This is a genomic window from Mameliella sp. LZ-28 (assembly GCF_012274245.1).
In the GTDB taxonomy this organism is placed as follows: Bacteria; Pseudomonadota; Alphaproteobacteria; order Rhodobacterales; family Rhodobacteraceae; genus Antarctobacter; species Antarctobacter albus.
Window position 1 is genome coordinate 479,724 of sequence record NZ_JAANYX010000011.1, and the last position, 24,893, is coordinate 504,616.

Below are 24,893 nucleotides of genomic sequence, written 5' to 3' on the forward strand. Positions count from 1 at the left end.
AATGGATCCCTTGACATGGACCGGCGGCCTCGGGCCCGTCCTTAACCCGATCTTGACCATCCTGGTGCCCGTTTTCGCGGTCGCCCTCGTGGCCAAGATCATCCTGTCCTTCTTCGAGCCGGACACCGGCATCCAGACCAACCCGGACGGCACGATCATCGCCACCGGCGGTATCTGGGGCCTGTCCGCGAAGCTGGTGACCTGGCTGGGGCTGGCGCTTTTGCTGGTGGTGCTGGCCTATATCGTGGCAGGCGCCGCGATGGGCACAGGCGCCGGGATCATCGGCGGCATCAGCCGACAATTCGTTCCCGTCTGGATCGCCCTGGTGCTGACCTTCGTCGTCTCGATCCAGTTCAAGCGCAGCCTTGGCCTCTATGGCAAGCTCTTCGACTCGATGATCGGGATGATCGGCTTTGGCCTGGTGATGTTCTGGGTCTACACAGCATTCTTCTACGGCGCCTTCGACATGATCGCCACGCATGACCCGCTGAGCCAGGTCTCCGGCATGAAGAACAAGGTGCCCGGCACCCCCCTGCGCGGCGCCGAGGATGGCGATTTCCAGTGGTACCTCTTTGGCGGCGACAACCTTGCGCGCGACATCTTCAGTCGCGTCGTGGCCGGGTCGACCATCGTGATCGCCATTGCACCGCTGGCCACGCTCTTTGCCTTCATGGTTGGGATCACGCTGGGCCTGCCCGCCGGTTACTACGGCGGTCGCCTGGACACGGCGCTGAGCTTTTTCGCCAACCTGATCCTCGCCTTCCCGGTCATCCTGCTGTTCTACCTGCTGGTGACACCGGAAATCGTGGCGACGGGCCTGCCGCAGTTCATGGCGGTGGTGCTGTTCCTCTTTCCGCTGATCTTTGCGGGCGTGCTGATCCACTCGCGCTACCGCACCCAGCCGCAAAAGGATTACATCTGGCTGGCAATCATCCTGGTCCCGATGTTCCTGGTCTACATGTCCGTGATCAACAACCCGGACCCCACCGCCTCGCGGATCACCTTCTGGCCGCTCGATTTCTTCGACGTGCCCGGCGGTGTGCTGGTGGTCTTCGTCTCGGTGGTCTTCGTCAACTCTCCCACGGTGTTCCGCATCGTGCGGGGCCTGACGATGGACATCAAGACGCGCGACTATGTCGCCGCGGCGCAGACCCGGGGCGAACGTCCCTGGTACATCATGCTGTGGGAGATCCTGCCCAACGCGCGCGGGCCGCTGATCGTCGATTTCTGCCTGCGCATCGGCTACACGACGATCCTGCTGGGAACACTGGGTTTCTTCGGACTGGGCCTGCCGCCGGAAAGCCCGGACTGGGGCTCGACGATCAACGAGGGGCACAAGCTGCTCTCGATCTACCTGCACCCGGCCCTGCCGCCGGCGCTGGCGCTGCTGAGCCTGGTTCTGGGATTGAACCTGCTGGCAGACGGGCTGCGCGAGGAATCCCTGCGGGATTAATGGAAGGAAAGGCTGGGGGCTCCGCCCCCAGACCCCCGGGTGTATTTGGACCAAGAAGAAACCAAGGAGGTTTCTCGGTCCCTCCGACAGGGAGAGTGACATGACAGACGATTACGACGGGCCGATCCTAGAGATCGACGACCTTTCGATTTCCTTCTTCACCCGGCTGCGCGAGATTCCGGCGGTGATGGATTTCTCGGTCCGGGTCAGGCCGGGCGAGGCGGTGGGCCTCGTGGGCGAATCCGGCTGCGGCAAGTCTACCGTGGCGCTGGGGGTGATGCAGGACCTTGGCAAGAACGGCCGCATCGTCGGCGGTTCGATCAAGTTCAAGGGCCGCAACCTGAACGAGATGAGCCAGGAAGAGCTGCGCCACATCCGCGGCTCGGAGATCGCGATGATCTACCAGGAGCCGATGGCCAGCCTGAACCCGGCGATGAAGATCGCCAAGCAGCTCATGGAAGTGCCCATGATCCACAAGGGAGTCAGCAAGGAAGAGGCCTACGAGCGCGCCCTGCAGGTGGTCACGGACGTCAAGCTGCCCGACCCCAAGCGCATCCTCGACAGCTATCCGCACCAGTTGTCGGGCGGACAGCAGCAGCGGATCGTGATCGCGCTGGCCCTGATGGCGGAGCCGGCACTCCTGATCCTGGACGAGCCGACCACGGCGCTGGACGTGACCGTCGAGGCCGCGGTTGTGCAGCTGGTCAAGGAACTGGGCGAGAAATACGGTACTTCGATGCTGTTCATCTCGCACAACCTTGGCCTGGTGCTGGAGACCTGCGACCGCATCTGCGTGATGTATTCCGGCGAAGCGGTCGAGACCGGCAGCATCGAGGACGTGTTCGACAAGATGCAGCACCCCTACACGCAGGCGCTGTTCCGCTCGATCCCCCTGCCCGGCGCGGACAAGAACGCGCGCCCGCTGGTGGCCATTCCCGGCAACTTTCCCCTGCCCCATGAACGCCCGCCGGGCTGCAACTTTGGTCCCCGCTGCGATTACTTCGAGGCCGGGCGCTGCGACGCGATGGACCGGATTCCGATGGAGGACGTCCCCGGGGATGACCGGCACCGTTCACGCTGCCTGAAGTTCCAGGAGATCGACTGGAACGCTCCGCTGGTCAGCACATCGACCAACGAGAAGGCGGAACCGGGCAAGGTCGTGCTCAAGATGGACAACCTCAAGAAATACTACGAGGTGGCCGCCAACGCGCTGTTCGGCAGTTCCGGCGAAAAGAAGGTGGTCAAGGCCAACGAGACCCTGAGTTTCGAGGCGCGCGAATCCGAGACGCTGGCCATCGTCGGCGAATCCGGCTGCGGCAAGTCGACCTTTGCCAAGGTGCTGATGGGGCTGGAAACGGCCACGGACGGACAGATCCTTCTGGACAACCGCAACATCGAAAGCACGCCCATCGAACGGCGCGACACGCAGACCGTGGCGGACGTGCAGATGGTGTTCCAGAACCCCTTCGATACGCTCAACCCCTCGATGACGGTGGGCCGGCAGATCATGCGGGCGCTGGAGATCTTCGAACACGGTAATTCCGACGAGGACCGCAGGCAGGAGATGCTGCGTCTGCTGGACCTGGTGAAGCTGCCGCGCGCCTTTGCCGAGCGGATGCCGCGCCAGCTCTCGGGCGGGCAAAAACAGCGGGTCGGGATCGCGCGGGCCTTTGCCGGCGGTGCGCGGATCGTCGTGGCGGACGAGCCCGTCTCGGCGCTGGACGTGTCGGTTCAGGCAGCGGTCACGGACCTGCTGATGGAGATCCAGCGCGAGCAGAAGACGACGCTTCTGTTCATCAGCCACGACCTGTCGATCGTCCGCTATCTCAGCGACCGGGTCATGGTGATGTACCTTGGTCATGTGGTCGAGCTGGGCACGACGGACCAGGTCTTTTCGCCGCCTTATCACCCCTACACCGAGGCGCTGCTGTCGGCGGTGCCGATCGCCGACACGCATGTGGAAAAGACCCATATCGTGCTGGAAGGCGACATTCCCTCGGCGATGAACCCGCCCCCTGGCTGTCCGTTCCAGACGCGCTGCCGCTGGAAGGACAAGGTCCCCGGCGGGCTGTGCGACAAGGAAGTGCCGCCGGTGCGCGTGATGGCCGATGGTCACCAGATCAAGTGCCACCTCGCGGACAGCGAGTTTGACGCGATGGAACCGGTCATCAAGATCGCGGCGGAATGATCCTGCCCTGCGCCGGGCCAGGTGGCCCGGCGCAGGCTCCTTGCCAGGCCGCGCGACCAGGGTAGTCAGAGTACCCTAGCCGACCAGGCGTCTTGCCTCGCGTTCTCCACCATCGCGCGCCTTGCGGACATGGTAGGGAGAGATCGACGAGTGTTCGAGCAGATCGCGCTGCTGTTTCAGCGTGATCGGGCGCAGGAACAGAAAATCGGTATAGAGCTCGTGTATGCCACTGCCTTGCACCTGCAATTCCTCGCCCTCGATCCGGAGCCTGACCGGCCCCGAACCGCGCAACTGGGGCAGGACGGCGTCAAAGGCCTTGGCGCTGAGCGGATGAAAGCGGCACCCGCCCTTGCCCAGGGTGATCACCAGCCCCTCGACCAGTTTGCCCCCCACCTCGAGGTCGGCGGCGATGCGACAGGCCTTGCGGTTGTAAAGCAACGCCATGATCCAGCGATACCCGGTGTCGATCAGCACCAGCAAGGAAATGAACCCGACCATCAGGACGACGACCGCACCGGCGGCAAACAGCTTTTCCTCCTGCGCGCGACGCTCGATCTCGGACCAGGCGCCGCTGGCCTTGGAAAAGACACCGCCGTCGCGCCCGCTTTGCATGCGCTGAAAGATCGACGTCCCGGATGTCACACAGGCCAGCGTGGTCTGCTGGTCAAGGTCGCGCAACAGGGCCGACAGGCGGGCCGGATTGTATTGGCCCCCATTTGCGAGCCGCTCGGCCTCTGCCAGGACGTTGATGGCAACGGGGGTGACACTGTCCATCCCGCTGTCGGTCAGGGCATCGAGGATTCGCGCCTCTGACAGGCTGTCCAGCTGTGCCCCCAACCGGGCCGTCATGGCCGGCGGCAGATCGGAGCGATCCGCAGGCAGAACCGCAAGCGTGCGGGCGACGCCCATCAACTCTCCGGGCACCTGGCACCCCTGGGCCACGACCGCAGAGGCACTGGCCAGCAAAGACAGGACAAGACATATCAGCGCAGCGCCCCGGCGCCCCGCGTTCAAGATCCACCACAAGTGATGATTCCCCATTCCACCGTTCCCGCGATCAGAGCGACGACGGAATGCAGTCTGGCAGCAAAGGCATAACCAAGGTTTAAGCCGCGCCGGCTTCGGCCCGGTTTGAGCCCGCGTCAGCCTCCGAGAATGATTTTGACGTAGTTGCGGGTCTCTCGATACGGCGGCACACCCTTGTGCTTGGTCACGGCACCGGGACCGGCATTGTAGGCCGCAAGCGCCAGGCGCCAGCTGCCGAACTTCTGGAACTGCTGCTTGAGGTAGCGCGCCCCGCCTTCGAGGTTCTGCGCCGGGTCATGCGGATCGACCCCCAGGCGCCGCGCGGTGTCCGGCATCAGCTGGGCCAGCCCGATTGCGCCCTTGTGCGACTTTGCCTTGGGATTGAACCGGGATTCCTGGTTCACAAGCCGCAGGAACAGGTCTTCGGGGATGCCGTGCTTGCGCGCGGCCACGCGCGCCATCTGGGCATATTCCCCGTTGTAGCGCCCGCGGTAGACGGGCAAATCGCCATCGGTATCCGGACCCCACTTGGTGGGCGTGACCACCTTTGGCGGCTGCAGCCGGATAGAGCTTTTGTACTGCTGCGCCGCCCGGTTATCGAGCACCTTGGTCTGACTGGAAAAGATGTGAGATCGGTTCTTGGTCGACAGGACGTCGGCCCATGCGCCTCCTGCCATAACCCCCAGGGCCAGCCCCAATCCGGCCGTGCGAAAACCCGCGCGCAACATGCCACTATCCCCCTAAATCAAAACTTACGGTTGCGACTATACGCATTTTCGGCGATTTCGCCAGTGCCGCCGGGGCGCACCTTTCGCGTGGTTCCATGATGGGTGTAGTCTCGGCGGATCAGCGCCGATGAGATTCGAAGGGGAGATACATGGCCGGTTCCGTGAACAAGGTGATCCTGGTGGGCAACCTCGGGAGAGATCCCGAGACGCGCACCTTCCAGAACGGCGGCAAGGTCTGCAACCTGCGCATCGCCACCTCGGAAAACTGGAAGGATCGCAACACCGGCGAGCGCCGCGAGCGGACCGAATGGCACTCGGTTGCCATCTTTTCGGAACCTCTCGCCCGCATCGCCGAGCAATACCTGCGCAAAGGGTCCAAGGTCTATATCGAGGGCCAGCTGGAAACCCGTAAATGGCAGGACCAGAACGGTCAGGACCGCTATTCGACAGAGATCGTGCTGCGCCCCTACCGCGGTGAACTGACCCTTCTCGACAGCCGCAGCGAAGGCGGCGGCGGTGGTGGCTTTGGCGGCGGATCGGGTGGCGGCTACGGTGGTGGTGGCGGTGGCTACGACGACCGCGGCGGCTACGACGATCCGGGTTACGGCGGTGGGTCGGGTGGCGGCTCTGGCGGCGGTTCGGGTCCGTCCCGGGCGCCCGCGCGCGACATCGACGACGAAATCCCGTTCTGATGTGCATGGTCGGCCGGTCGGTCGGCCTTGCCAGACCTGGCCGGACATTCGAACGGCGCCTGCCCCAGCGGCAGGCGCCGTTTCGTTTTGGGCTTGACGTTGCGCACGGTAGCGCCCCACCGGATCAGGTCTTATCTCTGGCGCAACAAACTGTCCGACAGGAGACGACATGACCTGGACCTTCCGCCTTGGCCACCTTCTCGGGTCCGAACTGCGCGTGCACGCGACCTTTTTCCTGCTGCTGGCATGGGTGGCCGCCGCCGCCTGGGCGGAAAGCGGCACAGCGGCGGCGCTGGACAACACGCTGTTCATTCTGGCGCTGTTCGGCTGTGTCGTGGCGCATGAATACGGCCACGCGCTGATGGCACGGCGCTATGGCATCAAGACACCGGACATCACGCTGTTGCCCATCGGCGGCATGGCCCGGATGGAAAGGATGCCCGAGAATCCGGCACATGAGATCGCGGTGGCCCTGGCCGGTCCGGCGGTAAACGTGGTCATCTGGGGCCTGTTGATCGTCTTTGGTGCCTCGACAGAGATGGAAGCCCTGGCCGATCCGACGAACCCGCAGGATTTCCTGGGCCGGCTGGCGGCGGTGAACCTCTTCCTGGCGGTCTTCAACCTGATCCCGGCCTTCCCGATGGATGGAGGGCGCGTGCTGCGGGCGGCCCTATCGATGAGCATGGACCGGGTGCGCGCCACGCGCGTCGCCGCGACTGCAGGACAAATCGCGGCCTTTCTCTTCGGCTTCCTCGGGCTGACCTCGGGCAACCTGATCCTGCTGTTGATCGCGCTCTTCATCTTTGTCGCCGCCCAGGCCGAGGCGCGGGACGTCGAAAGCCGCGACCTGGCCGAGGGCCTGCACCTGCGCGACGCGGTCATCACCAGCTTCGAAAGCCTGTCGCCCTCGGACCCGATGCATGTCGCCGCCCAGACCCTGATCCGCACCACGCAGCATGAGTTTCCCGTCCTGCATGCCGATGGGCGGCTGGCCGGGTTCCTGACCCGGCAGGCCCTGTTTCGCGCGATGGCCGAGGGACACAACACCCATCCCGTCGGCGAAGAAATGGAAGAGGTCCCGGCCCTGCCCCTGTCGGCCCCGCTGGCCAAGGCGATGGACGCGCTGCAACAGGCACCCGCCGTCGCGGCAACAGACGCCGGCGGGCACGTCGTGGGCTATGTCACCTCGGAGAACCTGGGCGAACTGATGGTGCTGCGCAGCCGGAAGTGACCGGGATCAGCGGTCGGAGAGCTGTTCTGCCAGCAAGGTGCGAACCATGTCGCGCGGCACATCGGAGGTCACGAAGGCCTCGCCGATGCCGCGTGCCAGGATGAACCGCAGCTGGCCATCCACCACCTTCTTGTCCTGCCCCATCAGTTCCAGCAGCGCCTCCGCATCCGGCAGGTCGCCCGGGATATCGGCCAGGTCGCAGCGCATTCCGCTGTCCTTCAGCAGCGCCCGGACCCGGCTGGGATCCTCCTGCGAACAGAGGCCAAGCCGCGCCGACAGCTCAAAAGCCAGCGCACAGCCAATCGCCACGCCCTCGCCGTGCAACAGGCGGTCGGAATAGCCCGTTGCCGCCTCCAGCGCGTGACAGAAGGTATGGCCAAGGTTCAACAGCGCCCGGTCGCCCTGTTCCGTCTCGTCGCGCAAGACGATCTCGGCCTTCATCTCGACCGAGCGTTGCACCGCATAGGCCCGCGCGTCACGATCACCCCCGGCGACCTTGGCGCCGTTGGTCTCCAGCCAGTCAAAGAACGCCGCATCGCCCAGCAGCCCGTATTTCACCACTTCGCCATATCCGGCCAGGAAATCGCGCGGTGTCAGGGTTTCGAGGACGCCGATGTCCGCCAGAACCAGCGCGGGCTGGTGAAAGGCCCCGATCAGGTTCTTGCCCTGTGGCGCATTGATGCCGGTCTTGCCGCCCACCGAACTGTCGACCTGCGCCAGTAGACTGGTCGGGATCTGCACGAAACGGACACCCCGGCGGAGAACCGCGGCGGCAAATCCCACGAGGTCACCGATCACGCCACCGCCCAGGGCCACCACGATGTCGCGCCGTTCGACCTTCTGTTCCAACAGCCATTCGACGGTGCGGGTGAACTGCGGCCAGCCTTTCGTCGACTCGCCCGGCGGCAGGGTCAGGGCCACGCTTTCTATACCTCCGGCGGCAAGCGCCGCCTCCAGCGTGGCCAGATGCGACGCGGCGACATTTTCGTCGCTGACAATGGCCACGCGCGGGCGTTTCAGCAGCGGCGCGATCTCTGCCCCGGCCCGCGACAGCAGACCGGCGCCGATGCGCACCTCGTATTCGCGTCCCGGCAGCGGGACATTCACCGTTTCGATCATTCCACCTTCTCCAGCACGTCCGGCCGGTTGTCCAACAGCGCGGCCTTGACCCGCTTTGCCATCTGGTCCAGCGACAAGCCCGGTGCCGAAGGCACCGCCACATCAGCCTGCGCATAGACCGGCACCCTTGCCTCGTAGAGCTGCCGCAACGTGCCCTTGGGATCTGGCGTGCGCAGCAGCGGTCGGGTGTCCTTGTGGCGCACCCGTTCCCACAACAGATCCAGGTCCGCATCCAACCAGACAGAGACCCCCATGCGCGAGATCATCTGGCGGTTGTCTGCGGACAAGAAGGCCCCTCCGCCGGTCGACAGGACGCCGGGCTTGCCTTCCAGCAGGCGCTCGATCACCTGGCTTTCCTTGCGTCGAAAAAAGGGTTCGCCAACGCGGGCGAATATCTCTGCGATGGTCATGTTGGCGGCTTCCTCGATCTCGTGATCCGAATCGCGGAACATGACGCCAAGCTGTGCCGCCAGCGTCCGGCCCACCGCCGTCTTGCCTGCCCCCATCATGCCCACGAAGACAATTGTCTTGTGCAGGATCAAACCCTTGTGAACCGTGCCTTCGGCCATCCCTCGCCCATCGCTTAACCTGTTGCGTGAATGACGTGATCGCGACAAAAAGGCTAGGTATAAGTTGAAAAAAGACGAGGCAGGGGGCGCGACCTAATGGGGCGGTTGATCAAATGGCTATTCTATCTGCTGGTCCTGGGGGCGCTGGCGCTTGTCGCCTATGCCTATGTCGGACCCTTCTTCGGAGCGGATTTCAGCCCGCCCCAGTCCGAGCGCCGGTTGCCGGTGCAACTCGATGACGGTTGAACCGGGCCACAGCCTGCCGCTGGCGTTTTGCGCCGCGCTCTTTCTGGCCGGAACGGTGGCGGCCCAGGATGCCCCGGTCGCACAAAGTGCCAATCCGCCCCGGGTCGACGAAGCCCCGCTTTCGGCGCCCAATCCCGGCGCCGCGGGGCTGTTGTCACCGCGCCTGACCGGTCTGACCACGGATATGTGGCGCGGGTCGGATCCGGCAACGCTCGAAGGGTTGATCCGCGCGCTGGACTTGCCGGTTCCCGCGCTGCGGGCGCACATGCGGGTGATGATGCTGGCCGAAGCCGATCCGCCGGCGGACGATCGCGACCTGGCCCATCTGACCGCGCGCCTCACCTGGCTCGAAGACCAGGGCCTTGTCGAAGAGGCGCTGGCATTGCTCGACATCACCGGGGTGCAGGACCCGCATCTCTTCTCGATCTGGTCCGACCTGGCGTTGCTGCTGGGGGAATCCGCGCCGGTCTGCCGGGCGCTCTCGGCGCAGCCAAGACTGAGTGACGACCTGTCCCTGCGGATTTTCTGCACCGCCCGCGACGGCGATTGGCGCCGTGCGGCGCTGGTCCTGCAAAGCGCGCAGACCCTGGGCGACATCCGCGGACGCCGGGCCGAGCTGCTGACCCGGTTCCTGGATCCCGAACTGGCCAGTGATGCACCGCTCCTCCCACCCGTGCGCCCGACCCCCTTGGAATTCCGACTGTTCGAAGCGCTGGGAGAGCCGCTGCCCACCGCGCCCCTGCCGCTGCCCTTCGCGGTCCTCGACCTGGGTGGAGACAATGGCTGGCGCGCCCAGATCCAGGCCGCCGAACGGCTCGCACGGGCCGGCAGCCTGCCCGCCAACCGGCTGCTCGGCATCTACACCCTGCGCCAGCCCGCTGCCTCGGGCGGCGTCTGGGACCGGGTCGATGCCTTGCAGGATTTCGAACGGGCCCTGAACCGGGGGACGCCCGGCGCGATCGCGCAGGAACTGGAACGGGTCTGGCCGCAAATGGCGTCGGGCCGGCTTCTGGTGCCTTTTGCAGAGCTTTACGGCGAACGCCTGTCGGAAATCTCGATGGACGGACGTGCCGCCGGTCTTGCTCGCCGCGCGGGTTTCCTGTCGCCCGCCTACGAGGCGCTGGCGCTGGAATTGACCGACGGCAGCCGCGAGACCCGTTTCCTGACCGCCATTGCCCGGGGCCTGGCCCCGGCGGAAATGGCCGACCTGCCCCATGCACAGGCCGTGGCCGCGGGATTCTCCGGCGCGGCCATGCCCCGTGCGCTCCGATCGCAGCTGGCCGAAGGTCGCCTGGGTGAGGTCATCCTGCGCGCGATGGTGCTTTTTGCCTCCGGCGCGGCGGGCAACGGACAGGATCTGACCGATGCCATTGCTGCCTTCCGCAGCCTGGGGCTGGAGGAACTCGCCCGGCGCTCGGCGCTGGAACTGATGATCCTCGATGCCGAACGGGCCCGCCGATGACACCGGCGCGCTGGGTGCCACTGTTCCTAGAGGCGCTGGCCGCCGAACGCGGGGCGGCCGCCAATACCCTTGCCGCCTATGACCACGACCTGGCGCATGTCCAGGACTGGCTGACGGACGCGGGCAAGGATTTCGCCAGCGCGTCAGAGGACGACATCACGGCATACCTCGTGCATTGCGACGCTCAGGGCCTGTCCAAAGCCACCCGCGCGCGCCGTCTGTCCGCAGTGAAACAGCTTTACCGTTTCGCCTTCGAGGAAGGGATGCGCCAGGACAACCCGGCGCTGCAGATCGCCGGCCCGGGCCGCGACAAGCGCCTGCCCAAGACGCTCTCGGTCGACGAGGTCGACCGCCTGCTGGAGGCCGCGCAGGCACATGGACGCAGTGCCGCCGACCGCAGCCGGAACGCCTGCCTGATGCAGGTTCTCTATGCGACGGGCATGCGGGTCAGCGAGCTTGTCTCCTTGCCGCTGGCCGCGGCGCGGGGCGATCCGAGGATGTTGCTGATCCGCGGCAAGGGCGGCAAGGAACGCATGGTTCCGCTCTCTCCCCCGGCCCGGACGTCGCTGGCCGACTGGCTCGCCACCCGCGAAGCGCAGGAGGACAGCGCGAAGGCCCGGGGCAAACCCGCCTCAAGCTTTCTCTTTCCATCCAGGGGCAAGGCGGGTCACCTGACCCGACACGCCTTCTACATGTTGATCAAGGATTTCGCGGTCGAGGCCGGCGTCTCGCCGGATAAAGTCACGCCCCATACCCTGCGCCATGCCTTCGCCACGCATCTCCTGGCCAATGGCGCCGACCTGCGCGCCATCCAGACCCTGCTGGGCCACGCCGACGTGGCCACGACCGAAATCTACACACATGTGCTCGAAGAACGCCTGCGCGATCTGGTGCTGGATCACCATCCGCTTGCAAAAGACGACTGATACCGCGCCCGGCGACAACGGGGCGCCGGCCGGACAGATCGCACTCACGGCGAACCGGCGCGCAGCCTGTTCCCCGGAGCCCTCCATCGCTTGAGGCCGATCAGAGCCGGGGCGCGGGGCTTTGCAAGGGGCCGCAGGCCCGCGCCCCGCGCGGCTTGCCCTTGCAAAGCCCCGTGCGCTGGCTCAGGCCCTCAAAAAGCGAGGGAGGGTGCAGGGTAACAGGCGATGCCTGTTCCCTGGTGACTCCGGAAGCAACAAACAGGCACAGCCTGTCCAGATGGGTCGGCGGGCGGGCGTCTTTGCGGCAAGGCCGCAAACAGTCCCGTCCCGCCGCCCCCTTGATCCCGTCCTGCCGCGCCCCCATAACCGGATCAAACCCAAAGGACCGCTTACATGGACGCATCGACCGGCTCTTTCGACGCCGCTTTCTGGATCTCCTCTGCCGCGATTTTGGCCCTCATCATGCTGTCGGCCTTCTTTTCCGGCTCCGAAACCGCCCTCACCGCCGCTTCGCGGGGCAAGCTGCGCGCAGCCGCCGACAAGGGCAATTCCGGGGCCCTGCGCGCGCTCGGCATCACTGAGGACAACGAAAGGCTGATCGGCTCGGTCCTGTTGGGCAACAACCTGGTCAACATCCTGGCCACGGCGCTGGCCACCAGCATTTTCACCCAGGCCTTCGGCGAGGGCGGCGTCGTCTACGCCACGCTGGTCATGACCCTCCTGGTGCTGATTTTCGCCGAGGTCCTGCCCAAGACCTATGCCATCACCAACCCCGAAACCGCCGCCTCGCGCGTGTCGGCCCCCATCGCGCTGGTTGTGCGGCTGTTTGCGCCCGTGGTGTCGGCCGTGCGCGTGCTGGTGCGGGCATTGCTGCGCATCGTCGGCGTGCGCACCGATCCAGACAGCCACATCCTCGCCGTGCGCGAGGAAATCGCCGGTGCCCTGCAACTGGGCCATTCCGAAGGCGTGGTCGAAAAGGAAGACCGCGACCGCATCCTGGGCGCGCTGGACCTCAGCGATCGCACGGTCGAGGAGATCATGCTGCACCGTTCCAAGATCGAGATGATCGACGCCAACGCGCGACCGCAGGAAATCCTGGAACAATGCCTGGAAAGCAGCCACACCCGCCTGCCGGTCTTCCGCGACGACCCCGAGAACATCATCGGCGTCATCCACGCCAAGGATCTCTTGCGCGCCATGTACAAACTGGTGGACGAGGACCAGACGATGGCAGGCGCCATCGCGGGTTTCAACATCACCGACATCGCGATGAAGCCCTATTTCGTCCCCGACACCACCTCGCTCGACGACCAGATGCGCCAGTTCCTGCGCCGCCGCACGCATTTCGCGCTGGTGGTCGACGAATACGGCAGCCTGCAGGGGTTGATCACGCTCGAGGACATCCTCGAGGAAATCGTCGGCGAGATCACCGATGAATTCGACCCCGACGCCGAACACCCGATCCGCCGCGCCGAGGATGGCCACTATTGGATCGACGGCGCCATGACGATCCGCGATTTCAACCGCGCCACCGACTGGTCGCTGCCCGACGACGAGGCCAACACCGTCGCAGGCCTCGTGATCCACGAGGCGCAGATGATCCCCACCGTGGGCCAGGTCTTCAGCTTTCACGGCTTCCGCTTCGAGGTCATGGCGCGGGAAAACAACCGGATCACCAAGCTCAAGGTCCGTCCGCTGGTCTCCGGGACCGCCTAGACAGCCGCAGGGGCGATCTTGATTTGGCTCAAGGCCCGCGCTGTCCTGCCTGATACCCTGTCCTCATGGCCAGCGTGCGCGGGGTGTCCAGCCCTCGCCGGGCCGGGAGGACGCCGCGATGAAAAAGCTTCGCCCGCAGTACCTGGCAGCATGGCTTGCCCTTGCCGCAACAGTCGGCTGGGCAGAGCCCGATACCCCAGAGACGCTGCGCCTTGCGCAGGGGCTGGATATCAACACCCTTCTCAAGGACGGCCCCGCCTCACCCGCGCCGGAGAGCAACCGCCCGGCAGACCTGACGGATCTGTTGCGCGGCACGCCCGCACCGGGCCCCGAGGCGATGGAGGTGCCCTCGCCCCTTCCCGCCGCACGCGCCGTCAGCGCCTTCCCCCATACAGCCCTCGCAGGCAAATGGACGGGCCAGGGAACAGGGTGCAGCGGCGTTTCCATCACCTTTACGATAGGCGACGCCAACTTTGACGGACACAGCCTGTGGACCGACCCGGACAGTGGCAGCACCCTCACCACCCGTGTGACCGCCCGGGCAGACCGCACCCGCGCAGGCAAGACCCTTCCGGGACAGCCTGACGCCTACCTGTCCTTCGTCCGGCAATACGCGGCCCGGATCACGCGAACAGATGCCTCTGGCCGGGTCGCGAACATGCTCGACGATTACCCCGTGACCCTTCTGGTCGCCCACGATCCGGATGCCGGGGGACTGGTCCTGCGCTTTGTCGAACCGGTGACGCCCTGCGCTTTCACGCGGTCGAACCAATGACGGAGCGTCACGGATGAAACGGCACAGCCCGATACTCCTGTTGATCCTGGCCCTGGTCACTTTTCTGGCCGCCACCCCGCCGCGCGCAGACACCGACGCCCAGATCGAGGCCACCATCGCCCAGTTGCGCCAGCAGGTCGGCCAGATCATTACCCGCAGCGGCAAGGTTGAAAGCGAGCTGACAGCAATCCGAGCCTTCAAATGGCGCATTTGGAAAGCGTGGATCCAACCTTGGCAAGCCAATGACACCGCAATCCGCAACCTGACGGCAGAGATCGAAGCGCTCAAGCGGATGCGCGCCTTCAACCAGAACTCGCGCGATCTGAACAACAAGATGCGAGCCCTGCTGGCCGAACGCACCGCGCTGGAGCGGTTGCGGAATGGCACGGTCGACGACTGCGACCCGCCCTGTTCCGACATTCACCAGTTGTTCCAACAATACAACATCCGCGTTCAGCGCGAAAAAGAACTGGTCGCCGAACAGGCCGATTTGAATCGGGACTCCCTGCGGCTGGATGAGCGGATCAAGGCACAAAAGGACAAGCTGGCCGACAACAAGGCGGCGCGAGACAAGCTTCTGGCCGTCGAAAGGGACAAGCTGACGGCAGAGCGCAGCCGTTACGGCGAGATGCTCAAGAACCCGGAGCACTTCATCCTGCCATCCCTGACACCCGGCGGGCCACCCCGCATCCTGACCAAGGATGATCTGACAGTGGAAATCACGCTGATCCTCTTCGAGGTCGGCACCACCAATGACATCGCCAGCCCCGAGTTCCGGGACGAGATCGCGGCCTTGGTGCACAGGCTTCAGCAAAGCTCGGCGCTGATGCGGCAACGGATCGGGGCCAAGATCGATTTTCTGAATGACCAGATCGCCGCCCTGGACCGGCGGCTGTCCGCCACGGCGGGCACGGTCGCCCCCCAGCCGGACGGCGCCAATTGCCCGGCCCGCAACCCCGACCTGACAGGACAGGTTCTGACCCACCGCATCCCGCCAGGCGATGAGCGGGATTATCTCTCGTGCAGCTATTTCGCCAGTCCCAACGGCGGACAGGCCGCCGGTCCGATCAAGTCACAGGTCCGCTACGCGGCTGGCAAGGAAAGCGGGGTCTCTGCCTATTTCACACAGGACGGCGGACATCACCTCGACCAGATCCACGATATCCACGGCCCGAGGCAAAGCGGCTCTGACTGTGGCTATCATTCCGCCAGCGCCATTGCCAAATACCGCCTGCAAGGCGACGACGGCAGCGCAATGGTCGTTTTCTGCGAGCCGGACGGCACCTTGGGAAAATGCGATTACTTCACCCATGATGGGCGCGCGCGCCGGTGCAGCGGGGATTGCACCGACAAATGCGCAGCCCTGCGGACCAGCATCGGCTGGCCCGCGATGCAATAGGGTCAGGCGCGCAGGCGCTCTCCGGAAGGGTCGAACGGCGGCTCTGCCAGGATTTCCGCCCCGTGCGGGCGGCCCAGCACCATGACCTCGACCCTGTCACCCGGCGCCGCCGTGCCCGCCTTGACGTAGCCAAGCGCCAGGCTGCGCCCCACCGAGTAGCCATAGCCGCCAGAGGTCACGCGCCCGATGCCCTGCCCGTCGCGAAAGATTGGCTCTCCGCCCGTGGCATCGGCGTTGGAGGCCGTTACCGCCTCCTCGTCCAGCGCAAGGATCACCAGTTCCTCGCGCGCCGGCTTGTCGATCACCTCCACCAGGGCCTGCTTGTTCAGGAACGCCTTGTCCAGCTTGCACAGCCGCGCCAGCCCCACTTCCTGCGGCCAATACTCGGGCGAATACTCGCGGCCCCACGAGCCATAGCCCTTTTCGATCCTGAGGCTCATCAGCGCACGGCTGCCGACCGGGCCGATCCCCAGGTTTTCGCCTTCCTTCAGAAGTGCCTCATAGAGCTGCGCCTGGTCGTCCTCGGCACAATGGAGTTCCCAGCCAAGATCACCGGTAAAGGAGACCCGCAGCGCCAGCACCCGCACACCGGCCAACTCGATCCATTGCGAGGCCATGAAGGGCCAGTCCTCGGTGGCGAGCGAGGCGTTGGTCAACCGCCCCAGCATCTCGCGCGAGCGCGGCCCGGCCACGTTGAAGCCGCACATGGCATTGGTCATCGAGGTCGAGGTCGTCCCCTCGGGCAAGGGCACATCCGCGAAGAAACGCTGGTGGTAACGCTCGGCCATGCCCGAGCCGATCACCCAGAATTCCTCTTCGCCCAGGCGGGTGACGGTGAAATCCCCGGCAATCCCGCCGCGCTTGCCGATCAGCGGCGTCAGGCAGGAGCGCCCCACCCTGCGCGGCATCCGGTTGGCAAACAGCGCGTTCAGCCAGTCCTCGGCGCCCGTACCGCTGACGCGGTACTTGGCAAAGTTCGAGATGTCGATGATGCCGCCGGTGTCACGCAGCATCCGCGCCTCGCGACCCACGCTTTCCCACCATCCCTGCCGGGTGAAGCCGGGCGTATCGGGTTGGTCGGCGTCGAAATATGCGGCATGCTCCCAGCCGTAGTTGAGCCCGAACCTGGCCCCCATCGCGTTTTGCATCTCGTAGACCGGACGTACACGCACCGGACGCCCGGCATCGCGTTCCTCGCCCGGGAAGTGGATGGCAAAGCGGTGCGCGTACTGGTTCATGACCCGCGCCTTGATGAATGTCTCATCCGCCCAATCACCAAAACGTGCGATGTCCCAGGCGAACATGTCGTACTGCATCTCGCCTTCGACGATCCATTGCGCCGCCATCAGCCCCATGCCGCCGGACTGCGAGAATCCGGGGATGATGCCATTGCAGCAGAAATAGCCCTTCAGTTCCGGCACCGGCCCCATCAGCACGTTGGAATCCGGCGACCAGATCATCGGCCCGTTGATGACCCTCTTGATCCCCGCCGTGCCCACCGCCGGCACGCGGTCGATGGCGCGCATCATGTTGTCTTCGATGCGTTCCAGATCATCCGGGAAGAGATCATGCGCAAAGTCCAGCGGCGTGCCGTCCTCGGCCCAAAGCCGCACGTCGCGTTCATAGGCGCCGATCAGCAGGCCCTTGCCTTCCTGGCGCAGGTAATACTCGCCGTCCCGGTCCGCGACCGAGGGCAGGCGCCGGTCCATCCCGTCGATCTCGGCGATGGTCTCGGTCACGAAATACTGATGCTCGGTCGGTTGCAGCGGCAGCTTCACCCCCGCCAGCGCCGCCACCTCGCGCCCCCAGAGCCCGGCGGCGTTCACCACCCAGGGGGTTACGATGTCGCCCTTGGGCGTCCGCACGATCCACGACCCGTCCGGCTGCTGTTCCGTCGCCATGACAGGCGTGAACCGATGGATTTCCGCCCCCCGTTGCCGCGCCCCCGCCGCGTATGCCGCCGTCACGCCGGACGGGTCCACGTTGCCGCCATCGGGTTCATACATGATGCAGCGGATGCCGGTGAAATCGACCAGCGGGTGCAGGCGCTCAGCCTCGTCCCGGGTGATCTCGTAGAAGTTCATGCCGTAGAGCTTGGCCTTGGCCGCCTGCAGGCGCAGCTGGTGCTCCCGCTCGACCGTCTGCGCAAGGTACAGGCTGCCGGGCTGGAAGACACCGCAGCTCTGGCCGGTTTCCGCCTCCAGGTCCTTGTAAAGGGTCATGGTATAGTGCTGCAGGCGGCTGATGTTGGTGCTGTCGTGCAGCCCGTGGATATTGGCCGCCGCGTGCCAGGTGGAACCCGACGTCAACTCGTCGCGTTCGAGCAGGACAACATCCCGCCATCCGAGTTTTGTCAGGTGGTAAAGGATCGAACATCCGATCACGCCGCCTCCGATGACGACGGCTTGGGCTTCGCTGCGCATGGGTCACTCCGCAAATCTGCCCGTCACCCTGCCCGGCAAACACGTACAAAAAATGCCCGTTTGCGACAGATTTCGTCGCCCGTTCACAACGCCTCGCGCTTCTTCTTTCGTCAAATACGCCTGACAGGTGGCCGCTTCGGCGGCCCGTATCGAATGGAGGCACATCATGAAAACCACAACCCGAGTCGTCGTGATCGGAGGCGGAGTCGTCGGCTGTTCCGTGCTCTACCACCTGACCAAGCTGGGCTGGTCGGACGTGATGCTGCTGGAACGATCCGACCTGACCAGCGGCAGCACATGGCACGCGGCGGGCGGTTTTCACACGCTGAACGGCGATACCAACATGGCCGCGCTGCAGGGGTACACCATCCGCCTCTACAAGGAACTCGAAGAGCTGACGGGCATGTCCTGCGGGCTGCACCACGTCGGCGGCATCACCCTAGCCGACAACCGCGACCGTTTTGACATGCTGCTCGCGGAACGCGCCAAGCATCGTTACATGGGCCTGGAAACCGAGATCGTCGGGCCGGAAGAGATCGCGAAACTCGCCCCCATCGTGAACCTCGACGGCGTGATCGGGGCGCTCTACGATCCGTTGGACGGGCACCTCGATCCCTCCGGCACGACCCATGCCTATGCCAGGGCCGCGCGCATGGGTGGGGCCGAAATCCATCTTCATACCAAGGTGTTGGAGACCAATCCTCGTGCGGATGGCACTTGGGATGTTGTCACTGACAAAGGCACCATTCATACCGAACATGTCGTCAACGCCGCCGGTCTCTGGGCACGCGAGGTGGGCGCAATGGCCGGTGTCTACCTGCCGCTGCACCCGATGGAACACCAATACCTCGTGACCGAGGAAACGCCCGAGATCTACGAACGCGACGCGGAACACCCCCACGTCATGGACCCGGCGGGCGAAAGCTACCTGCGGCAGGAAGGGCGCGGGCTGTGCATCGGTTTCTACGAACAGCCCTGCCGCCCCTGGGCAGTGGACGGCACCCCCTGGGAATTCGGTCACGAACTCTTGCCGGATGACTTTGACAAGATCGAGCAAAGCATTGAATTCGCGTACAAACGCTTTCCCGTCCTGGAGCGCGCCGGGGTAAAATCCGTGATCCACGGGCCCTTTACCTTTGCGCCCGACGGCAACCCGCTGGTGGGGCCGATCCCCGGGCTGCGCGGCTATTGGTCAGCCTGCGGCGTGATGGCAGGCTTCAGCCAGGGCGGCGGCGTGGGGCTGATGCTGGCGCAATGGATGGTGCATGGCGAATGCGAACGCGACACCGGCGCGATGGACGTGGCGCGCTTTGGCGACTGGATCTCACCCGGCTACACCCTGCCGAAAGTCATTGAAAACTATCAGAAACGCTTTTCGGTCAGCTATCCAAACGAGGAGCTGCCCGCTGCGCGGCCCAACCGCACGACGCCGATGTATGACATCTTCGATCGCATGGGCGCCGTCTGGGGCGCACAATACGGGCTGGAGGTGGTCAACTACTTCGCCGCAGAGGGGGAACCGCGCTATGAAACGCCGTCATTCCGCCGTTCAAACGCCTGGGACGCCACCGCGCGCGAAGTGCGCGCGGTGCGCGAGGCGGCGGGCATCAACGAGGTCCAGAACTTCGGCAAGTACCGCGTGACCGGGCCCAATGCCCGCGCCTGGCTGGACCGGATCATTGCGGGCCGCATCCCTTCGCCGGGCCGCATGTCCCTGACGCCCATGCTGTCGCCCGCCGGTCGGATCATCGGCGATTTCACCGTCGCCTGCCTGTCCGAAACCGAGTTCCGCCTGACCGCCTCCTATGGCGCGCAGGCCTATCACATGCGTTGGTTCCTGCAACATCAGGAAGACGGCGTAAGCATCGAGAACATCAGTGACAAATCCACCGGATTCCAGGTGGCCGGGCCGCTTGCACGCGAGATCCTTCAGGCCTGCACCCGTACCGACATCAGCGACATGCGTTTCATGGACGTTCGACACATGATCGTGGGCATGACAGACTGCCTCGTGCAGCGCGTCTCTTATACCGGCGACCTGGGCTTTGAGATCTACTGCGATCCGATGGCACAACGACAACTGTGGGCCACGCTCTGGGCCGACGGCGCGCCGATGGGCATGAAACCCTTTGGCATGCGCGCGATGATGAGCCTGCGCCTGGACAAGTTCTTTGGCTCCTGGGGACGCGAGTTCTCACCCGACTACACCTGCGCGGAAACCGGCCTGGATCGGTTCATCCAGTGGTCCAAGGGAGATTTCATCGGTCGCGCTGCCGCCGAAGCCGAGCGCGCCGCACCGCCGCATCGGGTCCTTGCGGTCTTTGAGATCGACGCCCTGGATACGGATGTGAACGCTTACGAACCGGTCTGGATCGACGGCGAAGTACAGGGGTTCTGCTCCTCCGGCGGCTATTCGCATTTCGCGCGAAAGTCGATCTCTATGGCTTTGATCCCCCGAGAGAAAGTCCGCGCCGGCTTGACCGCGGAAATCGAGATCTTGGGCGAGATGCGCCCGGCGCGGCTGATCACGCAGCCGCTCTTCGATCCGGAAGGTCAGCACATGCGGGGATGATGCGGCACATGCATTGCCGCAACGCAGCATATAGCGGGCGTCAGATCGCACGACACAAAAAGTTGCGCACTTGTCACAAGACGCGCCACATTCTTGCTCAACCTGTGTTAGTGTCTGCCCCATGCTGAATATTTCGATTCTCATCCCCGCCGCGGGCGCATCTTCACGGATGCGTGGCCGCGACAAGTTGACCGAAACAGTAGATGGTCTTCCGCTGCTGCGCCGTCAGGCGCTGCGCGCGATCGACACGGGCGCACATGTGGCCGTGACCCTTCCCGATCCCGACCACCCACGCGCCGCGGCCCTGCAGGGGCTGCCCGTGCAGGTGATCGAGGTTCCGGATTCCGATCTTGGCATGTCCGCCTCGATCCGCCGGGGCGTGGGTCTGATCCCACGCGGCATCAAGGCGATGATCATCCTGCCTGCCGACATGCCGGAGATCGAAACCGAAGATATTCAAAAGCTTATCTCCAGCTTTCAATCCGTCCCCTTCCCGATGCTGCAACAGGCCACGGCTGCCGATGGCACGCCGGGCCATCCGGTGCTTTTCCCGCAGGATTGCTTCATGGCCCTGCAGACTCTCACAGGCGACCAAGGCGCACGAGACGTCCTGAAGGCGAATGCTCACAGGCTCCGGCAGATACCACTGCCAGACCGTCGTGCTCTGACTGATCTGGACACGCCAGAGGCTTGGCGCGCTTGGCGCGCCTCCCAGGGGGACGCCTGCCTCACAGGCTAGGCCGCCCGTAAAATCAAAACTCTAACGGGCGTTCTTCATCTCAGAGCGCCCGTTTTCCTTGCGCATCGCACCCGTGCCTTCCGACCTATGACAAAACAGAAACGGGACGGCCAAGGCCGCCCCGTTTCCATGATGTCCGTTCCGGGCGCGAGGGTCGTCGTGCGCCGGAACGGGCTGCATATTCCGTTCCGGCAACACCCTTACTGCGTGAGCAGCGCCGCCTCGTGCTTTTTCAGCGAGCGGCGCGCCGAGGCATAGGCCTTGAGGCCTTCCGCATGTTCCAGTTCGGGGAACAGTTCCAGGATTTCCTGGCGCTGCGCGTTGCCGATGCCCTTGAGGCTGTAGTCGCCGGGCTGGAAGCTTTCGGTCCAAGCCCCGTTCGAGAGGATGACCTCGTGGCTGTCGAACATTACGTGGATGTAGGCCACGCCGTTGGCCTCGACCTCGTCCACGCCGTCCAGACCGGTCAGGTGCTTGGCCGCGACAAGGACCTCACGCTCTTCGAAGTAAAGCGCGGTCTTGTCATTGGCCACCAGCACCCGGTGGTTCGGCGAGACCAGCATGTCATGCTCGGGCAGATTGTTGCCCAAGGCCCCCTGCTGGATCAGGATCGGCTTGAAGTGCGGTTTGCGTGCCAGGTCAAAGCCGGTCAGGTCCTTGCGGCCCACCCACTTGATTTCCTGGATGCCGTTGTCGCGGGTGATGACCCGGTCACCGACCATCAGTTCCTCGACCAGGCGTTCGCCCTGCGGCGTGGCGATCAGCGTACCCGGGGTAAAGCAGGGCACGATTTCCTCGATCTCGAAGAAGTCCATCGTGCCGGTCACGTCGCCCGCGGCGTTCAGGAACTCGATCGTCCCGTCCAGGCCGTTGCCGTTGCTGTCCACCACAGTGTTGACGATCCGCCAGTCGACGTCCTGCGCGCCGACGCCCGACATGTCCAGGATGTCGTAGTCCTGGTTCGGCGGATCCTCGGGGTTGACCTGATCGACGAAACCGCCCGAACCACCATCGACCGTGTCGCCGATGCCGTCAGCCGCGCTGTCGACCACGATCACGTCGCGATCACTGCCCCCCATGATGCTGTCATCGCCCGACCCGCCGTTCAGCGTGTCGTTGCCCTGACCGCCCATTAGGGTGTCATCGTCGTTGCCGCCCATCAGAAGGTCGTCGTCGATGCCGCCGTCCAGCGTATCCATGCCGGAGCCGCCCATCAGCGTGTCGTCGTCGTCCCCGCCGATCAACGAGTCGTTGCCAAGGAAACCCTGCAGCAGGTCACGGTCATTCTCGGTGTTGGGGTCGATGTCGTCGGTCAGTTCCAGCGCCGCGATATTCGAGCCGTCCAGCGTGTCGTTGCCCTGGCCGCCGTCCAGCGTATCCGACCCGTGGCCACCGATCAGCGAGTCGTCGCCCTGGCCGCCCATGATCAGGTCGTCGTCGATGCCGCCGTCCAGCGTGTCGTTCTCACCGCCGCCGTCGATCGTGTCGCGGTCATCGCCGGTGGCGATGTAGTCGTTGCCCCGGTTGCCTTCGACATAGTCGCGACCGTCTTCCTGGTTCGGGTCCGAGGTGAAACCTAGGTCGTTCAGCGGCGTCCCCGGGAAGAAGGCGGGATCGTCGCCCTCGTAATCCGAGAAGGTGTCGGTGCCCGCGATGATGGTATCGTCACCGGCCCGGCCATAGATCGTGTCCGCACCCTGCACGTCAAAGAGCGAGTCGTTGCCGCCCCCCAGATCGACAAGGTCGTCGTCGATGCCCGGATTCACGGTGTCGTCGCCACCGCCCGCCGAGATCGTGTCGGCGTCGTCGCCTGTCTGGATCAGTTCGGCAGAACCGTCGCCCACGATATTGTCGAGGTCGTCAGAGGGATCGGGATCCTGGTCCAGGCCATCCAGCGGGTCCAGGGGCTGATCGCCGGGAGCAACCGGGAACACGTCGGTGTCGATACGCGGCACACCATCGTCCGCCACGGTGATCGATACCACACCGGTGTCCGACCCGCCCGAGGAATCGGACACGTCGTATTCAAAGGTGTCGGTGCCGGTGAAACCGTCATCGGGGGTGTAGGTGAAGGTGCCGTCGCCGTTGTCGACCACGGTGCCATTGGCCGGATCGGTGTTGAACACGACGGTCAGCGGATCGCCGTCCGGATCGCTGTCGTTGGCCAGCACGTTGATCACCACAGCGTCACCCTCGGTGGTGGTGGCGCTGTCGTCCACGGCCACCGGCGGCTGATTGGGATCACCCACGGTAAAGGTGATGGTTGCGGTGTCGCTGCCGCCGTTACCGTCGGAAATGGTGTAGGAAATCGTGTCGTCGCCGACGAAATCCGTATCCGGAGTGTAGGTCACGGTGCCGTCGCCGTTCAGAACGGCGGACCCGTTGGACGCCGGGGTGATGCCGGTGACGGTCAGCGTGTCGCCGTCCGGATCGGTGTCATTGGCCAGGGGTGTCACGTCAACCGGCGTGCCGCCTACCGTGGTGGCACTGTCGTCGACCGCGTCGGGGTCCTGGTTCTCGTCGACCACGTCCACGGTCGAGAACTCGATGTCCGAAACGGTCACGCCCTGCTGGCTGACCGCCCCGTTGGCATATTCGATCTGGATGCTGGCCACCGGGCCGTCGATCTCGACCAGAACCGAAGACGTGGGATCCTCAAAGCCGGTTTCCGCAAGGCCACTCAGCAGACCGCCAGTATTGGACACGGCCGAACCCAACGTCAGGGTCACCGGCACTTCGGTGCCGTCGGGTGCAAAGGCGGTGACGCTGAGAATGTCCTCGAAGCCCGACCCGCTTTCGTAGAGATCGCCACCCGCGCCCATGTCGATGTCGTTGATGCGGAACGAAACATTCTGCGCCGCATCGGTGTAGAGGTCGGTGTTGGTGGCGCGGAAGTCCAGCACCGTGGTCGAGGTATCGGTCCCCGCGGCTTCGCCTTCACCAAAGAGCTTGAGGAAGGACTGGTTCGAGAAGCTCTCGTCCGGGGCGACGTAGCCGGGGGCGTCGAAGGTAAAGGCCGATGCGCCGGCCTGGATAGCGTCGAACGAGATGTCGACGGCCACCCCGCCCGCGTCCACCGTGGCGGAAACGCCTCCGTCCGCGTCCGGGAGGTTGGTGCCAAAGGGACCAAGGGCACCCCATTCCAATACCAAATCAGCCATTCTCTCGACCCTCTTCCAAAACAGACGGAGGACCGCGCCCCGCGCCATTGCACCGGCAATGCCCGTGGCACTGCCCTTAAATTCGCGTGCTCGCCATGCCAGTGCTTGTGCGAAGTGATCGCGCCCCCGGCCCACGTCGTGACGCGAACAAGGATGCCTTGACGGCACGGATGGTTCTCCATCCTCGCTTCACTTCGCATCTCGGATGCGAGCGGTTCAGCGGCCGCCCCCGTGGCCAGCAGACTTCACCCCCCAGTTGGGCTTGCAAAATTATTACTTTGCCCACTCTGTTCCGAGAAGGAGAAAATGGCGTATCCCGGCACAGTCCTGCCGTGAAATGGACAGTTTGCAGCGGATTTGCCGTGAATTCGACACGGATTGATCCGACAACTTATTCAGAAATCGAAACAAGTAGCGCCCACAAAAGGTACAGAAACGAACTTCGGGCACCATATTTGGAGTCTCATC

The 24,893-nt window shown here is 64.7% G+C and carries 18 protein-coding genes; 12 read left to right on the forward strand and 6 right to left on the reverse strand.

Annotation, left to right across the window (positions count from 1 at the left end; all coding sequences use genetic code 11):
- Position 1: 1 nt before the first annotated feature.
- On the forward strand, positions 2-1,453 hold the full coding sequence (locus G9Q80_RS08975; RefSeq protein ID WP_168246445.1) for an ABC transporter permease: 1,452 nt from the start codon (positions 2-4) through the stop codon (positions 1,451-1,453).
- A 100-nt stretch (positions 1,454-1,553) separates the two neighbouring features.
- Complete coding sequence (locus tag G9Q80_RS08980) at positions 1,554-3,641, forward strand: dipeptide ABC transporter ATP-binding protein (RefSeq protein ID WP_074620479.1); 2,088 nt, start codon at positions 1,554-1,556, stop codon at positions 3,639-3,641.
- 75 nt (positions 3,642-3,716) lie between these two features.
- Here the strand turns inward: G9Q80_RS08980 and G9Q80_RS08985 are convergent, their stop codons facing one another.
- Both G9Q80_RS08985 and G9Q80_RS08990 read right to left on the reverse strand, forming a co-directional pair.
- Positions 3,717-4,682: a hypothetical protein gene (locus G9Q80_RS08985; RefSeq protein WP_157903811.1), complete on the reverse strand. Its 966-nt coding sequence runs from the start codon at positions 4,680-4,682 to the stop codon at positions 3,717-3,719.
- A 101-nt stretch (positions 4,683-4,783) separates the two neighbouring features.
- Positions 4,784-5,344, reverse strand: coding sequence for a lytic transglycosylase domain-containing protein (locus G9Q80_RS08990; RefSeq protein ID WP_043139433.1), 561 nt, complete (start codon positions 5,342-5,344; stop codon positions 4,784-4,786).
- A gap of 200 nt (positions 5,345-5,544) precedes the next feature.
- Between G9Q80_RS08990 and ssb the strand changes: the two genes are divergently transcribed.
- Both ssb and G9Q80_RS09000 read left to right on the forward strand, forming a co-directional pair.
- On the forward strand, positions 5,545-6,087 hold the full coding sequence (ssb, locus tag G9Q80_RS08995) for a single-stranded DNA-binding protein (RefSeq protein WP_088714896.1): 543 nt from the start codon (positions 5,545-5,547) through the stop codon (positions 6,085-6,087).
- Between the two features lie 169 nt (positions 6,088-6,256).
- The gene (locus tag G9Q80_RS09000; RefSeq protein ID WP_088714897.1) at positions 6,257-7,318 is read left to right on the forward strand and encodes a site-2 protease family protein; all 1,062 of its coding nucleotides are present in this window, start codon (positions 6,257-6,259) and stop codon (positions 7,316-7,318) included.
- 6 nt (positions 7,319-7,324) lie between these two features.
- On the opposite strand, the gene aroB is transcribed toward G9Q80_RS09000, so the two are convergent.
- Together aroB and G9Q80_RS09010 are read right to left on the reverse strand one after the other, a co-directional pair.
- Positions 7,325-8,437, reverse strand: coding sequence for a 3-dehydroquinate synthase (gene aroB, locus G9Q80_RS09005; protein WP_088714898.1), 1,113 nt, complete (start codon positions 8,435-8,437; stop codon positions 7,325-7,327).
- Positions 8,434-9,006 carry a shikimate kinase gene (locus G9Q80_RS09010; RefSeq protein WP_168246446.1) on the reverse strand — a complete coding sequence of 191 codons (573 nt, stop codon included), beginning with the start codon at positions 9,004-9,006 and terminating at the stop codon, positions 8,434-8,436. Before G9Q80_RS09010 ends, aroB begins: the two co-directional genes overlap by 4 nt.
- A gap of 96 nt (positions 9,007-9,102) precedes the next feature.
- On the opposite strand from G9Q80_RS09010, the gene G9Q80_RS09015 reads away from it, so the two are divergent.
- From G9Q80_RS09015 to G9Q80_RS09040, 6 genes are all read left to right on the forward strand, one after another.
- On the forward strand, positions 9,103-9,252 hold the full coding sequence (locus tag G9Q80_RS09015) for a hypothetical protein (protein ID WP_162846261.1): 150 nt from the start codon (positions 9,103-9,105) through the stop codon (positions 9,250-9,252).
- Positions 9,242-10,714 carry a hypothetical protein gene (locus tag G9Q80_RS09020; RefSeq protein WP_088714899.1) on the forward strand — a complete coding sequence of 491 codons (1,473 nt, stop codon included), beginning with the start codon at positions 9,242-9,244 and terminating at the stop codon, positions 10,712-10,714. Before G9Q80_RS09015 ends, G9Q80_RS09020 begins: the two co-directional genes overlap by 11 nt.
- Complete coding sequence (locus tag G9Q80_RS09025; RefSeq protein ID WP_088714900.1) at positions 10,711-11,640, forward strand: site-specific tyrosine recombinase XerD; 930 nt, start codon at positions 10,711-10,713, stop codon at positions 11,638-11,640. The genes G9Q80_RS09020 and G9Q80_RS09025 overlap by 4 nt, the downstream gene beginning before the upstream one ends.
- A 393-nt stretch (positions 11,641-12,033) precedes the next feature.
- Positions 12,034-13,356 carry an HlyC/CorC family transporter gene (locus G9Q80_RS09030; protein WP_043139339.1) on the forward strand — a complete coding sequence of 441 codons (1,323 nt, stop codon included), beginning with the start codon at positions 12,034-12,036 and terminating at the stop codon, positions 13,354-13,356.
- A gap of 118 nt (positions 13,357-13,474) precedes the next feature.
- Positions 13,475-14,131: a hypothetical protein gene (locus G9Q80_RS09035; RefSeq protein WP_088714901.1), complete on the forward strand. Its 657-nt coding sequence runs from the start codon at positions 13,475-13,477 to the stop codon at positions 14,129-14,131.
- 13 nt (positions 14,132-14,144) lie between these two features.
- The gene (locus G9Q80_RS09040) at positions 14,145-15,530 is read left to right on the forward strand and encodes a hypothetical protein (RefSeq protein WP_088714902.1); all 1,386 of its coding nucleotides are present in this window, start codon (positions 14,145-14,147) and stop codon (positions 15,528-15,530) included.
- Between the two features lie 2 nt (positions 15,531-15,532).
- Here G9Q80_RS09040 and G9Q80_RS09045 read toward each other — a convergent pair whose 3' ends face one another.
- Positions 15,533-17,953 carry a GcvT family protein gene (locus tag G9Q80_RS09045; RefSeq protein WP_088714903.1) on the reverse strand — a complete coding sequence of 807 codons (2,421 nt, stop codon included), beginning with the start codon at positions 17,951-17,953 and terminating at the stop codon, positions 15,533-15,535.
- 166 nt (positions 17,954-18,119) lie between these two features.
- Here G9Q80_RS09045 and G9Q80_RS09050 point away from each other — a divergent pair, with 166 nt between their 5' ends.
- Both G9Q80_RS09050 and G9Q80_RS09055 read left to right on the forward strand, forming a co-directional pair.
- Positions 18,120-20,525, forward strand: coding sequence for a GcvT family protein (locus G9Q80_RS09050; RefSeq protein WP_088714904.1), 2,406 nt, complete (start codon positions 18,120-18,122; stop codon positions 20,523-20,525).
- Between the two features lie 121 nt (positions 20,526-20,646).
- Complete coding sequence (locus tag G9Q80_RS09055; RefSeq protein WP_088714905.1) at positions 20,647-21,264, forward strand: nucleotidyltransferase family protein; 618 nt, start codon at positions 20,647-20,649, stop codon at positions 21,262-21,264.
- 200 nt (positions 21,265-21,464) lie between these two features.
- Here G9Q80_RS09055 and G9Q80_RS09060 read toward each other — a convergent pair whose 3' ends face one another.
- On the reverse strand, positions 21,465-24,425 hold the full coding sequence (locus tag G9Q80_RS09060) for a Hint domain-containing protein (RefSeq protein ID WP_069211403.1): 2,961 nt from the start codon (positions 24,423-24,425) through the stop codon (positions 21,465-21,467).
- Positions 24,426-24,893: the final 468 nt, after the last annotated feature.

Bases quoted from the DNA above. Each gene is read 5' to 3' on its own strand.
- G9Q80_RS09045 (WP_088714903.1), bottom strand. From the start codon at position 17,953: ATGCGCAGCGAAGCCCAAGCCGTCGTCATCGGAGGCGGCGTGATCGGA.
- G9Q80_RS09040 (WP_088714902.1), top strand. From the start codon at position 14,145: ATGAAACGGCACAGCCCGATACTCCTGTTGATCCTGGCCCTGGTCACT.
- G9Q80_RS09025 (WP_088714900.1), top strand. From the start codon at position 10,711: ATGACACCGGCGCGCTGGGTGCCACTGTTCCTAGAGGCGCTGGCCGCC.
- G9Q80_RS09055 (WP_088714905.1), top strand. From the start codon at position 20,647: ATGCTGAATATTTCGATTCTCATCCCCGCCGCGGGCGCATCTTCACGG.
- G9Q80_RS09010 (WP_168246446.1), bottom strand. From the start codon at position 9,006: ATGGCCGAAGGCACGGTTCACAAGGGTTTGATCCTGCACAAGACAATT.
- G9Q80_RS08985 (WP_157903811.1), bottom strand. From the start codon at position 4,682: ATGGGGAATCATCACTTGTGGTGGATCTTGAACGCGGGGCGCCGGGGC.
- G9Q80_RS08980 (WP_074620479.1), top strand. From the start codon at position 1,554: ATGACAGACGATTACGACGGGCCGATCCTAGAGATCGACGACCTTTCG.
- G9Q80_RS08990 (WP_043139433.1), bottom strand. From the start codon at position 5,344: ATGGCAGGAGGCGCATGGGCCGACGTCCTGTCGACCAAGAACCGATCT.
- G9Q80_RS09035 (WP_088714901.1), top strand. From the start codon at position 13,475: ATGAAAAAGCTTCGCCCGCAGTACCTGGCAGCATGGCTTGCCCTTGCC.
- G9Q80_RS08975 (WP_168246445.1), top strand. From the start codon at position 2: ATGGATCCCTTGACATGGACCGGCGGCCTCGGGCCCGTCCTTAACCCG.
- G9Q80_RS09050 (WP_088714904.1), top strand. From the start codon at position 18,120: ATGAAAACCACAACCCGAGTCGTCGTGATCGGAGGCGGAGTCGTCGGC.
- G9Q80_RS09030 (WP_043139339.1), top strand. From the start codon at position 12,034: ATGGACGCATCGACCGGCTCTTTCGACGCCGCTTTCTGGATCTCCTCT.
- G9Q80_RS09020 (WP_088714899.1), top strand. From the start codon at position 9,242: ATGACGGTTGAACCGGGCCACAGCCTGCCGCTGGCGTTTTGCGCCGCG.
- G9Q80_RS09060 (WP_069211403.1), bottom strand. From the start codon at position 24,425: ATGGCTGATTTGGTATTGGAATGGGGTGCCCTTGGTCCCTTTGGCACC.
- ssb (WP_088714896.1), top strand. From the start codon at position 5,545: ATGGCCGGTTCCGTGAACAAGGTGATCCTGGTGGGCAACCTCGGGAGA.
- G9Q80_RS09000 (WP_088714897.1), top strand. From the start codon at position 6,257: ATGACCTGGACCTTCCGCCTTGGCCACCTTCTCGGGTCCGAACTGCGC.
- G9Q80_RS09015 (WP_162846261.1), top strand. From the start codon at position 9,103: ATGGGGCGGTTGATCAAATGGCTATTCTATCTGCTGGTCCTGGGGGCG.
- aroB (WP_088714898.1), bottom strand. From the start codon at position 8,437: ATGATCGAAACGGTGAATGTCCCGCTGCCGGGACGCGAATACGAGGTG.